At 41.1% G+C, this 14,545-nt stretch carries 12 protein-coding genes and 1 pseudogene; 2 read left to right on the top strand and 11 right to left on the bottom strand.

Annotation, left to right across the window (positions count from 1 at the left end):
* A pseudogene (locus A3GK_RS11515) lies at positions 1-1,395 on the top strand (hypothetical protein); the annotation flags it as partial.
* A gap of 261 nt (positions 1,396-1,656) precedes the next feature.
* Complete coding sequence (locus A3GK_RS0104765) at positions 1,657-2,289, top strand: hypothetical protein (RefSeq protein WP_018028334.1); 633 nt, start codon at positions 1,657-1,659, stop codon at positions 2,287-2,289.
* A 48-nt stretch (positions 2,290-2,337) separates the two neighbouring features.
* Here A3GK_RS0104765 and A3GK_RS0104770 read toward each other — a convergent pair whose 3' ends face one another.
* The 11 genes from A3GK_RS0104770 to A3GK_RS0104820 all read right to left on the bottom strand — a co-directional run bounded on the left by A3GK_RS0104770 (position 2,338) and on the right by A3GK_RS0104820 (position 14,305).
* Positions 2,338-3,765: a hypothetical protein gene (locus A3GK_RS0104770; protein WP_018028335.1), complete on the bottom strand. Its 1,428-nt coding sequence runs from the start codon at positions 3,763-3,765 to the stop codon at positions 2,338-2,340.
* A 317-nt stretch (positions 3,766-4,082) separates the two neighbouring features.
* Positions 4,083-5,813: a hypothetical protein gene (locus A3GK_RS0104775; RefSeq protein WP_081605312.1), complete on the bottom strand. Its 1,731-nt coding sequence runs from the start codon at positions 5,811-5,813 to the stop codon at positions 4,083-4,085.
* 133 nt (positions 5,814-5,946) lie between these two features.
* A complete protein-coding gene (locus A3GK_RS0104780; RefSeq protein WP_018028337.1) occupies positions 5,947-7,203 on the bottom strand; it encodes a hypothetical protein in 1,257 nt (418 codons plus the stop codon).
* A gap of 81 nt (positions 7,204-7,284) precedes the next feature.
* Positions 7,285-8,529: a hypothetical protein gene (locus tag A3GK_RS0104785; protein WP_018028338.1), complete on the bottom strand. Its 1,245-nt coding sequence runs from the start codon at positions 8,527-8,529 to the stop codon at positions 7,285-7,287.
* Positions 8,530-8,570: 41 nt separating this feature from the next.
* Positions 8,571-9,257, bottom strand: a complete 687-nt coding sequence (locus A3GK_RS11430) for a hypothetical protein (RefSeq protein ID WP_018028339.1) — start codon at positions 9,255-9,257, stop codon at positions 8,571-8,573.
* Positions 9,254-9,685, bottom strand: coding sequence for a hypothetical protein (locus A3GK_RS0104795; RefSeq protein ID WP_018028340.1), 432 nt, complete (start codon positions 9,683-9,685; stop codon positions 9,254-9,256). Before A3GK_RS0104795 ends, A3GK_RS11430 begins: the two co-directional genes overlap by 4 nt.
* Positions 9,686-9,785: 100 nt before the next feature.
* Positions 9,786-10,250, bottom strand: a complete 465-nt coding sequence (locus A3GK_RS0104800; protein ID WP_018028341.1) for a hypothetical protein — start codon at positions 10,248-10,250, stop codon at positions 9,786-9,788.
* A 17-nt stretch (positions 10,251-10,267) separates the two neighbouring features.
* Positions 10,268-12,397 carry an OmpA family protein gene (locus tag A3GK_RS0104805; RefSeq protein WP_018028342.1) on the bottom strand — a complete coding sequence of 710 codons (2,130 nt, stop codon included), beginning with the start codon at positions 12,395-12,397 and terminating at the stop codon, positions 10,268-10,270.
* A 9-nt stretch (positions 12,398-12,406) separates the two neighbouring features.
* Entirely contained in the window at positions 12,407-12,955 is a 549-nt protein-coding gene (locus A3GK_RS0104810) for a DUF3575 domain-containing protein (protein ID WP_018028343.1), read from the bottom strand.
* 115 nt (positions 12,956-13,070) lie between these two features.
* On the bottom strand, positions 13,071-13,529 hold the full coding sequence (locus A3GK_RS0104815) for a TraQ conjugal transfer family protein (protein ID WP_018028344.1): 459 nt from the start codon (positions 13,527-13,529) through the stop codon (positions 13,071-13,073).
* Between the two features lie 20 nt (positions 13,530-13,549).
* A complete protein-coding gene (locus tag A3GK_RS0104820) occupies positions 13,550-14,305 on the bottom strand; it encodes a hypothetical protein (protein WP_018028345.1) in 756 nt (251 codons plus the stop codon).
* Between the last annotated feature and the right edge of the window lie 240 nt (positions 14,306-14,545).

The raw sequence follows: 14,545 nt of genomic DNA on the forward strand, positions 1-14,545 counted from the left end.
GAAAAAGGAGAAAGCAAGGAAGAGCGACAAGAGGTGTCTCTAGTACAAGGAGCGGTCACAAAGTTGCTATTTAGATTTCATGAGGAAGAGATCGTCAACCCTCCTCTTGCCTATACCATACCTATAGACACGAAGTATTGGTCGGAAGCAAATCAAAAAGCTTGGGATCTCCTACATGCTAATTATGGTGGTGAGATAGATGAAAAGAAAGCACGAGAGTATTACGGTTGGACAAACTATCGACCGCTAACAGATGAGGCGATGCACACCAAGATTCTCTATAAGGACGATGTAAACCTTTTAGCTTGGGTCGCAGAGATGAAGGAGGAGCAGGTGATGAACGGAAGGGATTGGGGTCTGATGCTCGGGCTCGAGACACTAGATGGAACGCTCGTGGAGGTTTATCCCCCTCTCTACTTTAACACAATCGGGGGATATATTCCCTCAATGAATGGAGGGAGATGCGGATATTACTATAACTACTGCTACACTACTGTCCCCACAGGGGAGTATCGTATGGTCTGTTTCGTTAAGTATCACAAAGATTATGTCGGCACTCGAAATGGAGCTAATGAGAAGTGGTATAAGCTACCTTACCTTGACTCGAGAGACTACAGTGAAACTTGTCTAATGGGTGGGGTCGGCAAGAAGTATCTTAACGAGAGAATACCTTGGAATAAGTCACCTTATAATGGCATAGAAAAAGTCACTGTTATAGATAGAGTGGCTAAGAATAGCGTGGCACCACGATGGAGAATGGGGATGACCTATCAAAACCGAAAGGATTTTGAAAATAATAACCCAAGCTACACTAATGCCATTGACGGACATCCATATAGAAAGATTGATGTTGGAACGATTTTGCAAGCAACATTAGTGAACAATAGCAACAACACTTTACGAGGAACCATTGTTGCTAAATGTGAGTATTTACCGATGTTTAACCCGATAGGTTATTGGAGATTTGATATATTCAAAGAGCATTATAAAAATGTAGGTGGTCTAACCCCATTTTGGACACCTTGGAGCCATGAGGTGGGAAGAACACAAGTCGTCCTAGCACCCAACAGTGAGAATAAAGCTCAAGTGGAGGTAACGAACTATACTTGGAGATGGGATAAAGAAGGAGATTGTGGAGGTCAAATGCTAGGACCAGATAAGTACATACACTTTTATTGGGTGGATGAAAATGGTAATGAAGAGATGATGAAAAGGGTGGATTATATCTATATAAACAACTCTCAAAAAGTAGACTTCGGGGAACCAGTTAAGAACAAGCAAAATACGAATGTATTCAATGATTGTGGCATTGGTCGGTGGAGAGAGTACAAGGTGGGATATGGACCATCAGAAAGTAGATTTGCCCACGAGGCAAATGGCTTTAACTTCTACTAAAACGGAAAAGATAAGAGGTGGGAATTGAGTAAAATACCCCACCCCACCCACCCATCTTGATATACAATCACAAGTTATTTATATAATACTGTTTATGTTAAGATCAAGTATGTAAAAACGAACCCATCTAAGGTAACCTATCATTGGGATGTCAAAGGTCCTTTACAGGGTGCTCTTAAAACTGGGTTCCCTTACTTCGGTCTAATAAGACACAGAAGGCCTGAAATATTTATAGTTGACTCTTATGTCACTATTGAAGGAATGGACACAGTATTTGAAGTCTTTCCAATTGTAAAAATGGATGACAATGGGCTTGTGTTTCCAAACTTCTATTTTAAGGAACCAAGTCGATTAGGACGTTTTTATGTCACCTTCCTACACAGTGAAAGTCTTATCAACGATAAAGATATTCAATACAATTGGGCGATAAATCAAGACCCCAACTATAAAAAATATTTAGGTTATTCAGAAGAACGCAATGCGAGTGGAATACTTACTATACCTCGTGCAACGGCAAGGGATTTAGTTTATGGTGGCTGGAATGGCAATCATGTGGTAATAAGGTTTGATATGAATTATGACTGTGTCGCTAGCATAAGGAATATGTGGAATGGCTTTGTAAAAGGGAATATAACAGTCCAGTTTGCATATACGAATGGTTATACGACTGAGAAAAGATACGAAATCTCCTTGTCTGATGTAGAGAGGGACAATCCAAAATTGATTGATTTCTTACCAGATGTCATTACTTGTACACCTGTATCGATAGGGAACCTTAGTGTTGGTTTGAAATATATAAAACTGCTTGAAAGCAAATGCGAGCTTACCTTTACAGACCATCAAGGAGTAAAAAAGGATCCTCCTAAACAAACATGGTTTGACTTTATGCAATAATACTTTACAGAGAAACAGAACACTAATTAGTGTTCTGTTTCGTTTTGTTTATTTTTTAACAGTCTTAATACCTTCGTCAAAGTCGAACCAAGTACTATCATGTCCAAAATATGGGTCGGTATATATAGGATTATCAGGTGCACTATACAATTTAGTACTTCCGAAAAAAGTAATTATTTCAAACTTTCCTTCGTTCCAAATTACATCTCCGGCTGCCTTACCCTGTTGTCCATAATACACCTGATATTCCAACAAGTCTATCCTTTTCTTTAGATTCCCATTCTCATCACCAATCTTAAATACACGGTCATACTTTCGACCATCCTCCGTTGTAAATCTTACTAATATTTGGGAGCCAACATGTCGTTTGGAATATTGAGAGTTTGGAGCATATAAGAGCAACATTTGACCTGTATACCCACCACCTAAGCGAACAGCAACTTTATAATATGGATTGTAAGGATTATTGTCAACTCTCTTAAAACGAGCTTTGCTTTTATCCATTGGGAATGGTGGGTACTGTTGAACTCTAATGTCAGAGTTCGCAATATTAGAACCATTAAACCCTAGACGAGGTTGCTCTATACGGAATTTTGCTTCTAACGTATTGTCTGTAATGTTTGACTTTTTCTGTAGAAAATAAATAAAAAACCTTCCATTAATCTTGTCGTCAGGAATAGGATAAATCCACGATACTAAATATGTACCACTCGATAGTACATCACGAACAATTGGTTCTATAGGGAACTTTAGTAACTCTCCATCAAGTGAGTAAAGGTTAGGAAATGTCGCATAAGACACAACGGGGATCACTTTTGGGTTGCGAAATGAAGGTTTGAGGTAGGCAGCATCAAAATGACCCGGTGAATACCCTGCTGGAGAGGCTGGTTCCCCCACCTCCCAGTGGTAAATCGCCTTTGATAAGTCCATTTTTACATACTTGACCTTTACATAAACACGATTATCGGTATTAGGACGATACTGACAGGTGAACTTTGTAGCATCTTTACCAAGCTCTAGTTTCTGCACACCACTCTTAGCTTGTAGAGCAGGAGAAGAAACATAACCACTTTCGCCCTCTTTCTTACCTCTTGCAGTACCAACAGGGTCATCACTGTACCTCCAGCTCCACCCTTGGAACACGACATTCTCCTTGGCATAGTAGGTAAGGTTAACATCAATGTCATTTCCCAGCTCTGGTTTTGGATAAAATCCAAGGTTTTCAACTTCCACATCACCTCCTCCATTCATCGGGGTAAAGCTATAATTTCTTTCACCCAATACAGTTCTTGTGGTCTCACCCGTCTCAACATTCTCCATCTCCAGCATCACTGTCACACCCTGACTAGTGTTGGGTTCAGCACCCTTCCTATTAGGACAAGGCTTGTCCGAGGGCTCACAGCTTGCGAACCCCAAAGCAAGGGCTGATAGCATTAGCCCCTGCCACATCATCAAACTAAATCTTTTCATTCTCATACTTTTTAATTAATTAAAAATCCACTATATATCTTGTGTCATCATAATGATGCACTATTCACTTAGCACAAAAATACCTGATGTCACATGTACCACCCACTCTTTCCAATTGCCGCATACGATTGAAAAGCTAAAGCAACGACAGAGAAGAGATGCTCATGTGAAAAGCAAGTGGGCAAAGATTCACACCTTCACCCACTCTAAAATAATTTCACCTATCTATTAACTTATGAGTTTATCAAAAGCTATTACAAAGCTACCTATCAACTTGGGCAATGGAGAGAAAATCCAATTGCCGCATAATATTCCAATCACATTCACTTTGGGTCTATAATAATCTTATTGTTTACCCATGACGACCCAACAAATGGGCTTGGGTTACGAAACATATAGCTCTTCCTATATAGTAGGTTCCCATCTTGTAGCAAAGGATATTCCTTACCGACTACTAAACCCTTATCATTTGGTGTATGATACGTGATAGTAGCACAAATATAAGATAGATACCTATTCACACTAGGTCTCCTCACCTTGATGTTATAGGGGATGGCAACTTGATGTGACGTAAGTGGAGGAATGACATACTCACCCTCACCGATCTTATCTTCCCATGTAGTCATCTCATCGAGAGCCAAACGGCTATGGTTCTCAAATGGCTTTCGCCTATTGTACAGGCGGATAGTCACCTTTTGCTCCTTATCAGAATAATTATTGAGCCACCAATAGGATGTATCAGGAACATTGTATTGTGGAGTGGTGATCGTACTACTATGGATCTTACCAGAGTTCGCATTTAGATAGATTGTAGATGAGAACACACACTGCTCAGGATGGACATTGAAGTATTTATCCTCTGGTATGTCATCATCCTTCTGGTCTGGTTCATACCATTTCCCTCCATTTGTTCTGAGAAGAAGTTGATGACGGTACCGTCCAACCTTTGGAACAGACAAGAAGAATGGTACTGAAAAGCCATCGTAATGATAAGGTAGCACCGATAAACCACTATAGATTGGCGACTGACAAACCACATTCCCTTGCTCATCACGGACCAAGACCCTATACTCTATATTCTCCTCTCTATCCGTACGATTATCCAACCAAAAATTCATTACCACGCCTGAGTTATTACTCAAGTCTTGCATATATTGATGTGTAGCGGTATATTCATAATCCGTAAAGAATATATCATCAATCTCAGGGACAGGCAAGCCGATCCCCTTATTTTTCTCCTTAGGTGTTAATGGAACCACCTCCTTACTATTGAATACATCTACCACTGCCACATACTCCTTATTGCTCTCCACCTTTTCAAGCTTCATTGAAAAATAATGCTCAACTCCATCGATCACGACAAACACCGTCATCTCGGTATTAGCCTGAGGCATCATCAGAAAAGTCTGCTTATATAGCTTCCCATTCGTAGCCAATTCTTGAATTGAACTATTTATAGGACGATAGATAGTGATCCTCTCATACTCTGGTATATTCATACGATTAAAAACCCCTTTATGGAGATCTAACCAACCATAAGAGTATCTTGGAGAGAAGCGGATCTCATCCACCCTTGAAGAAGATGAAAAAGAAGAGAAATCAAATAGAAAAGTAAGGGTCGCCTGCAACTGCTTAAACTCTAGGCATAGTGTCCTATCAGAGCTTTGGTCTAGGTCAAGACGAGCATAATATACTGGTTTTTGCTCCGCCTCTTGTACGAGAACATTACCATCAACATTTTTAAGAGTATTAGGATAAACAGAAACGACTAGAGATGGCTCTGTTATCACACACGACTCCTTCAACTGCCATAGGGGTCCATTCTTCTTGGCTGTGGTAAACAACTTCTCCTTTTCCAAATTCTTGTTCCATACTGAAAAGTAGAGACCCTCTTCACCTAAAATAGCCCCCTCCGCCCTAAGTGATGTTATCGCTGTAACAACACCTGATGATTGAGGGTCAATATGAGGTGGCTCATAAAGCTCTTTCGTACATGCCGACAAGAAGCTTAAAGCCACCAAACACAGAAATGACAACGTTTTAATTTGATTCATAGACTTAGCTCTAACTTGTTTAATCATTTTACAATCTTGTTGTGGGGGTCACTCCCCACCATTCCTTTATCAAAAGCGTTAGTGGGGGGGAATCACCCCACCCACTAACTTTGTAAAAATGAAAAACAAGAGATTATTCTTCCCCTACTCCAACATGATAGGTCACTGCCTTTTGGGTAAAGGTTACCTTTGTAGTCTTAACAACGGCACCCTTCGCACCCTTCCATGTTACAGAAAGAACGCTTGAGCGAGACACCTTCTGCTCAGTATTCTTACTTGCTGCATAGATATTCTTAGTAGTGTCTACCTTAATCCAAGCTGCAACCTTACCATACTCTGGCACCAATTCAACCTTCAACCATTGAGCCTCGGGTTGCACAGCACCATTTTTATACGACTTATAGAGAGCAAAATACTTCTTGCCATATCCAAAGTCTTTAATATTCTTCTGTCCGCCAGTACTTGGGAATTCGTAAGATCTATCCGATGGTAGAGAAACCGCTTTACCGTTTTCATCCACAATCTTATCAGGGGTCTTTCCTCCATTGTTTGGGTCTACACTACTATCATAGTAAGAATCCTGTTTAACGGTGAATGTCCGCCATGTACCCTTTCCTTGACCAACGCCATCCTTACCAACTTCTACAGTTGCAGTACGAGGACCCTTCTCCATACTAATATATGGCTTTACAGTGTAGGACATTGAACCATTACCCTTAGTAATCGTTAGCCAATCAGCGGAAGGAGTCTTAGCATCCCAATTCTTAAAGTTAGAATTAGTAACTGTCCACCCTTGGATCTTACCTTTAGGATCCTTCAAAGGAGAGTACTCTTCGCCAACAGTTGTAAAAGTACCATTAGTACCTTTCTTCCCATCAATATTACTCTTGGTTAGATTTTCAAGCTTTCCGTCAAGCTTTAGGTTGCGATACTCACGGTCTTCACCCTTGACACCAATAAATATAGCAACAAAATTTAGGTTCTTTTCTACAGGAATTGTGATGGTCTTGGTCTTATCATTACCAAGCTTTTGACCCGCTTCTTGGGTATGATTACCAGCCGCTCCCTTCTCATAAAGGGTAAAAAGCTTATACTCACCCTTTGCCGTTGCTGTAATAGTAGCATTCTCTCGATAGAAGTATGTACCACCTCCAGTGATAGTACCCCTCTCATTATCTATTTTCTCTGTTGCCGCCTTTAGGTCATTAGCAACAAATGGGACTAGGGAGCCATCCTCTTGCATGAGGAGCGCCTCTGTAGTCACTACAAAGCTCTGCTCGCTTTGATCCACTGGGAGCTCTCGACTGTTGTCACAGCTTGCTAGCCCCAAACCGAATGTGCCAATTGTAGCACACATAATAGCATTTAGAATCTGCTTTTTTACATTCATAATTTCTTCTGTTTTAAGTTATAAATAAATTACTGTTTTAGTGAGTGGAGGGGACACCCCCTCCACTTATAATAAATCTGATTAGTCTATCTCTACATTAACATCGTAAGTCTTTGGCTTCTGCTTAACATTAACAGTAGTAGTGTCAACCGTCTTACCATCCACCTTAAAGCTAACAACCACGTCAGCGGAACGCTCTACCTTACCTTGGTTCGCAGATGCAGCATAAGTAGAATCCTTCTGCTTGAGCCAATCTTGTGATGGCTTGCCGAAGTCTATCTCTACCTTCTCCTTCACCCACTGGTCCTTAGGCAGTAGCTCACCATCCTTATAGGTTGGCACCAACACATAGATAGGACCTTTTAGAGTCTTATCAAGGTCTTTGAAGTCCTTCTTATCACCATTAGGGTCAAAAATAGCCTCAATCTGTGCCTTGATGTCAGCAATAGTACCATCGCCATAAGTAAACTCTGAATCAGGTGTCAACTCATCAATCCCCTTGTAGAAAGATGACTGAGTAACAGTCACTGACACCCACGCACTTGGAAGAGCTGGGTCTGTAGCATCCTTACCAACCTTTACGACAGCCTTTCTTGCAGGAGCCTTTGCTACGAATGGCTTGGCTACAAATGAAACCTTACCTGTCGCCTTATCAATGTTTACGGTTAGCCAATCACTTGCAGGAGTTGGCCCAACGGTGTTCCATGCCTTATAAGCACTATTGACTACACTTAGACCTGTGATCTCACCTGTTGCTGTCTTGATAGCAGCTACCTCCTCACCAATCGCAAACATCTCCTTGGTCTGAGGACTCTTTGAGTTGCTTTCATCCGTCACTAGTGCAAGAGTAAAGTCACTACTCTTATTGTCAACCTTAAGATTGCGGTACCCCTTTTGTTGCTCATCAATATTCGTGAAGATTGCCACAAATGTCATATCCTCCGTGATATTAAATGACAGGGTCTTCTCCTTCTCGTCTACAGTGCCATTGGCTTTAGTGAAACCACCCTTCTCCTGCTTCTCATAAAGCTGATGAAGCGTATAAGGATTGTTGGCCACAATCTTTAAGTTCACTAGGTCGTTATAGAAATAACTACCATCACCAGTGATTGTCGCCTTACTAGCGTCACCAATCACAGCCCTTAGGTCAGTTGTAAATGGAGATAAAGAACCATCTGCCTCTTTAACAAAAGTCTCCACTTTAACGTTTACCGCATTCTCGGCTGGAACCTCAATGTCCCGAACCGCTTCGTTTTGACAAGAGCTAAAGCCAAGCATTGTGGCAAAGAGCCCAAAAATAGAACAAATAAAAAACTTTTTTCTCATAAAATAAATTATTAATTAGTTTGTAAATTCAATACATTGCATCACTCGTCAATACCCAAGTTGATACCGGGGTTCTCCACATTACCACCTTCATCTCCAGTTCCAGTGCCAGTACCATCACCATCTCCGGGACCATCTCCAGTTCCAGTGCCGTCTCCATCTCCGGGGCCATCTCCAGTTCCAGTGCCATCTCCATCACCAGTTCCACTATCACTATCACCATCAATCACCACGTCAACACCATCCTCTTTGTCCTCCATAGTGATAAACACCTTCACATCACCGATGACGAGGAAAACAAAGTTTACATCATATCCCTTAGGATTTGATGGCTTTATGCGGTTATTGTACTCAATAAGACTAGTTGGTAGCGTTTTAGGGTCATAGGCCGCCTGATAGTCAAATCTCACCCACTTTACCTTCTTACCCGAGTTGGGCTTAGGGTTAATTCCAATCTCACACTTCTCATTAGAGAAATAGTCTCCTAAACCTGTAACCACGGCCGACCCAATATTCACGGGACCTCTCTCTAGTGCCCTTAATGATGTTGAGGAAAACTCCGTCTTATGGAATTGTCCATCGCCATCATCTACAAAAGCTGTCAATGTATAGTTTCCTCTAGGGTCGTGAGAGGGTTCGTCTTTTGAGCTTAAGTTCTCACAAGAGAACAATGCCAAACTCAGCAAACCAAAGAACATCAACGCAGCTATTCGTCCAAATCGTCTCATACTTTATTACCTTCAATTGTTCCAAAAGATATGGTATCAGTTGCATTCTCAACGTCTACAACCTTGACACCACCAATCTCTATATTCAAATCTTCTAAATTACCATCACTAGAAGCAAATGTGGCAACGAACGTCATATCGTCCATAACATTAAATGTTATAGCACAGAGAGTGTCCTTCACCTTTTTATACCCCTCCAATAGAGATGTCTCATTCACTAGACCCCTCTCCTTCGTATAACCACTCTTTCCCGACTTCTCGTAAAGAGCCACTAGCTTAAACTTACTATTGGGAAACACATTTGCTTGAATTGTTACTCTCTCGCCATGCAAGTAGGAACCGCCACCAACTATCTGTCCAACACCATCCTTTTTGATTGTACTACTCCTCATGGACATTCCATCAGTAGTTACTCCGATGATTTCCATAGTTGTACCAACGCTAACGCTACCTAGCGACCTCTCAGCTTTACGACAACCTTGTGTTGCCAAAACGAGAGGCAGCAATGTAAAGAGAGCTACAACTACCTTACTTACCGTCAGGGTCCTCACCCGGTATCTCAACATTGACATCATAGGTATTAGGTTTTTGCGTTAACTCAAAGCTATGTCTCTCCCCATCAGCCACAACAACTAAGGTAAGTTGTACAGCAGTTCTTCTATTGTTAACAGGGCAAGTCAAAACGTAACGACCATTCACATATTCTAAAACATAACCCTCAGGATTATTCATTAGAACCAACTCAAATGGAACAGGACCACGCTCAGAATTAATCTCTTTTCCATACTGCCAATAATGTGTAATTTTCTCCGCAGATACAACTAGAGGCACCTTACCACCTTGAGGAGGAAGCTGATCTGGTGATAATGAAGCCACAATCTCCACCTTCTTCGTCACACAATCCATATCTGGGAACCATGATCCCGATCTCATACATGACGATATAAACAACGCTAATAGGGCAAACACCCCTATAACAATTCCTTTTTTCATATACTTATTCTTTTAGATTAAAACTCTAGTTCCTCTTTGAACAATCCATATTCCTTGATAAGGTCATTCAACTCTGGGTCAAGTTGTGCTCTGAATATCTTGTACCTATCCAACTTACCAGCATTCAAAAGACATTTTAGAGATTTCTCTATCTCTCCCTTTCTGTAATACAGAATGGCTAGAAGATATTGAATATCTGCACCCTCCTTCTCCTCATGATTTATTAGGATTGGAAGTGCCTCATCATCATACCCTAAGCTCATATAGGTAATAGCCAAGTTAAAATCCTTAGGATAATCTGAAAGGATGGACAATGCACCTTTATAATCTCTTGCCCGAAGTAGCTCACGACCCTCATTATACTTCTCGTCAACCACAGTCGTGTGAATGGTATCTTTCACCATATCTCTTCTATGAGTATGAAGCACGAAGTCAACACAGCGTAAGCTAGGATAAGCCTCTTCTCTAAGTTGCTTATAGACCTCAGGATAAGACGAGCGGATCTTCTGCTCCCTCACATCCTCGTCCCTTTCATTATTGATGAATGCCAAAATTCCATCTCTCACCTCTTCTGGATAGACGTTTAGAAGCACCCAGCTCTGAACACCAGACCAATTCTCACCCTCTGAATGAGCCTTAACATGACTAGGTTTCAAGTCATTAAACACCTTATTCTTAATTAGATAATCCCTCAGGCCTTGAGCCCTTCGCTCAGACAGTGAGCGGTTATACTTCGCACCACCCTCTGGCGAAGAATAAGCTTTCATTGTGATACTATCTAACACCAGCTCGCCCGTGAAGTCAATGGACTGAACTAGACTATCCAACTTAGTTAACTCTTGAGCATTATTCGCAAAACTTGGATCCACCACAGACTTGGCAACAGGGAAGTCTATATATAGCTTTTCAACCTTATCCACTTGCCTATACACTACCTCTTTCATATAACGAGGAGCTTCATCAATGAAGTCTACCATTGCAGAGATATTGTATAGAAGAGTATCTGAGCCGGGGACCTCATACCGACTTTGGTCAATAGCAACAATCTCTCCAAAGAGTGCCAGACGAACCTTTTTCATATATTGGTCTGTGGTCAACTCTTGGGTATAATGGTATTGCCAACTATTATTTGCGTCAACTATGGTATCAAGGCGAGCAGCTATATGAGGAAACTTCACAAGTTTGTCCTTCATAGCCTCCTGCTCCTCCTTTTTACGCTCATTCTCTGCCATTCGCTGATAGTTCCAAAACTTCTCTTGAATGCGAACGCTATCCTCTGGGGTCACTTTCTGCTTCACAATCTTCTTATCGCCAAAAGCAAACTCTGCAAAAGACTTTGGGATCATATCATCTTCAAGGTTTCTATACAACCAATATGAAGGAAGTACCAATCTCCAATCATTCGCATCAACACTACCCCTATTACGATCTACCTTACTATTAAATAGGCGATAGCGTTCATTGATCTTATTCTCCCAATCAATCCAACGGTCTCGCTGGATCAATTGTTTCTGCCATGCAGCATGATACTCAGCCTCAAGGTCACTCATAGCTTTATTGTAGCCCTTGTGATTGAGCATCTCTTGCCAATACAAAGAGTCGGGGATAATAGAAGTAATAAACCTCTGATACTCCTCATACCCCTGCTTCTGCTTACGTAGGAAGTCAGCACCCGATAGAAGTACTGGCTGAAACTCTATAGTCTCATCGTTATCCTTAAAGGCGGTTGGGTAAACTCTAAGTTGCCACCTATCATCAATCAAAGTCTTAGGAACGGTAATAATAAAGTCCAAATCGACCTTGCCATTACGTTCTACGATTCCCTTGCGAGTAGTCGTCACCTCTACACCTTGAAGCATAAAGTTAGCACTGACATCGTTATCTTTGCGTTGATCTTTTTCAATAGCATATAGCACATTACCCGTATCATCGGTTATCTCAAAATATTGAGGCAATGAACTTTTCAATGTGTCCATACCACTATAATGAGTAGTACCATCAGCGAACTTTAACCCCAACCTATTATCATTGGGATCATGCTTCTCTAGCTTACTTGTCAGAGAACCACAGCCAGCTAAGATAATTGTAGCTAGCCCTAGAACGGTTCCAATTTGCAATAAACGGCTATTAATTCTTGTCTGTCTCATGCCAGTAGATTAGAATAAATAAACAAGAGATACAGCTGCCTTTGTAGGTAGCACATAAACTCCATGACCATCTTTTTTCAAATCACCACAATTCTTACATTCAGACTTTAGATAGTCTAAATACATAACCGAACCACCTAGCTGAAACTCCACATTCCAGTTCTTCCAAATTGGAAGAGCGTAGCCGACATCCAATCCTCCGCCTACACCCCAACCTGCATACTTAGACTTCATAATTGAAGGAATGCCAATATGATAGTTCGCATAGATATAGTGTAGACCAACAAAAAGGTTGCGGTAAGTCTCATCAAACCAATACCTCACCTGTGGTCTAAACACATAATTTTGTGTCCTTAGCTTCTCAACACGGAAGGGGTTAACGGAAAGGTCCAAATGCAAGCTCCACGTTCTATCTACTGTCGCTGAAAACTCTCCATTTATACCTGTCCAACCCAACATGGGGACGTTGGTACTTAACGAATAAAACTGTGCTTTACTCTCTTGCCTAAAGCCAAAGGAGAATGCAATTACACAGAGAAAAATAAAAAGTCTCTTCATTTCTGTCTTTTCATTTAATTATTAATTAATTCAACTATTATTTCTATATGGCAAAAGTAGCTCCTATCCCTAAGGCCAGGAATTAATACAAATTGCCGCATACGATTATTCATCATTAATTAGGTTTTTCAACACTGAACTTGAAATCAACCTTCTCCTCATTTCCAAAGCTATCTCGAACCGTAAGAGAAAATCTATGTGCCCCATGTGAGTATGGAGCATAGACAAGCGTGAAAAACTTATCCCCTGTCATAGGGTCTACCTCCAACGTAGGTATCACCCAATCGTTAGCCTTGAACTCATTAAGCTCTTTGTTGTAGTAGGCTCGTCCTTCTCCTTCTGCACTAAAGTACTTCACCACATAATAATTATCTCTCAAAGAGATATTCTCCTTGAGCTGGATGCGGATTTTATTACTTGACCCAATTGAAACTTTCTCTCGGTATTCATCTGGAACAACCTTAAATCCCGCCTCTGTTGCAACCTCAATATTCGATTGACACGACAGGAGACCAAACAAACACCCCACAAAAAGGGTCGCGAATAATAGCCAATAACTTTTCTTGTAATCCATATCATTAATCTATTTAGTTGTTATATTCCTCTTCCCTTTGACTTCTTTATCTCCTTTTCAACCTCTTCTCTAAGTGGCACTTGTGGAGACCACCTCTCTTTCGTTGCATTGAATCTCTCATAAGCCTCCTGTGGGTCGAGGGAACTAATCTCTTGTTGTAGAGACTCTCTACCTTCTAAGGATCTCTCCATCTCCTCCTTTAGTAGCCAGTTGAGTTTCTTGCCACCACTCTCTTTCTCGATAGACTGGATAAAGACAGGCAAACAGACTTCATTCTTATCAAGAACCCACTCCGCAAGCTCTCTCATCTTATCACCACCAAAGTTGACAACGTCAGTAAACAGTCCCTCGACCAAGCTAGCCTTCTTTATAAAATCAAAGGCAATCTCTCCTGCTATAGGAGAAAGGTCCTCTAAATAGGTTAGCTCCACTCCAAAGAACTCCACAGACTTGGGGTACTTTTCATCGTAGACAGAGTCAACATCACCATCATTAGTAACCACCCACTCCACACTAGGGTCCTCAAAGGCCTTGAGTACTCCAAGCCAATATTCTTCACCATTCTTTTTTACCTCTTCATAATCAGAGCGTGACCAAAGGCTATAATCCTCAGGGATATATCCATCCTCCACACCTACCCACTCTTGTTCGACCTCAAAGAGCTTTCTCATATCAATACCACCTTCTCCTATGTAGTCAAACTCAAAACAAGGAGGCCACCGATCCGCAACCTCTGCCATTACAGTAGGAACAACCTTATTACCTTCTATATCCATATCCACAATAAATTAAAGTGTTACTTCACGTCAATAAGCACACAAAGCTAAGGCCTCTATATACCCCACCATAAAAAATCCAATTGTCGCATGGGAATACTCTTTGGAAAAAAGGAAAGAATTACCTATGAAGGGAGCAATGTGATTGGCAATCACACTACGAAGGAGATGTTATCGTCATAGAGAATAGGGTTAATCCCTATCTCTCCTATTCAAGAATTGAGCAATAAAAAGGAACAG

Origin of the sequence: Porphyromonas somerae DSM 23386 (assembly GCF_000372405.1) — a bacterium.
Lineage (GTDB): Bacteria > Bacteroidota > Bacteroidia > Bacteroidales > Porphyromonadaceae > Porphyromonas_A > Porphyromonas_A somerae.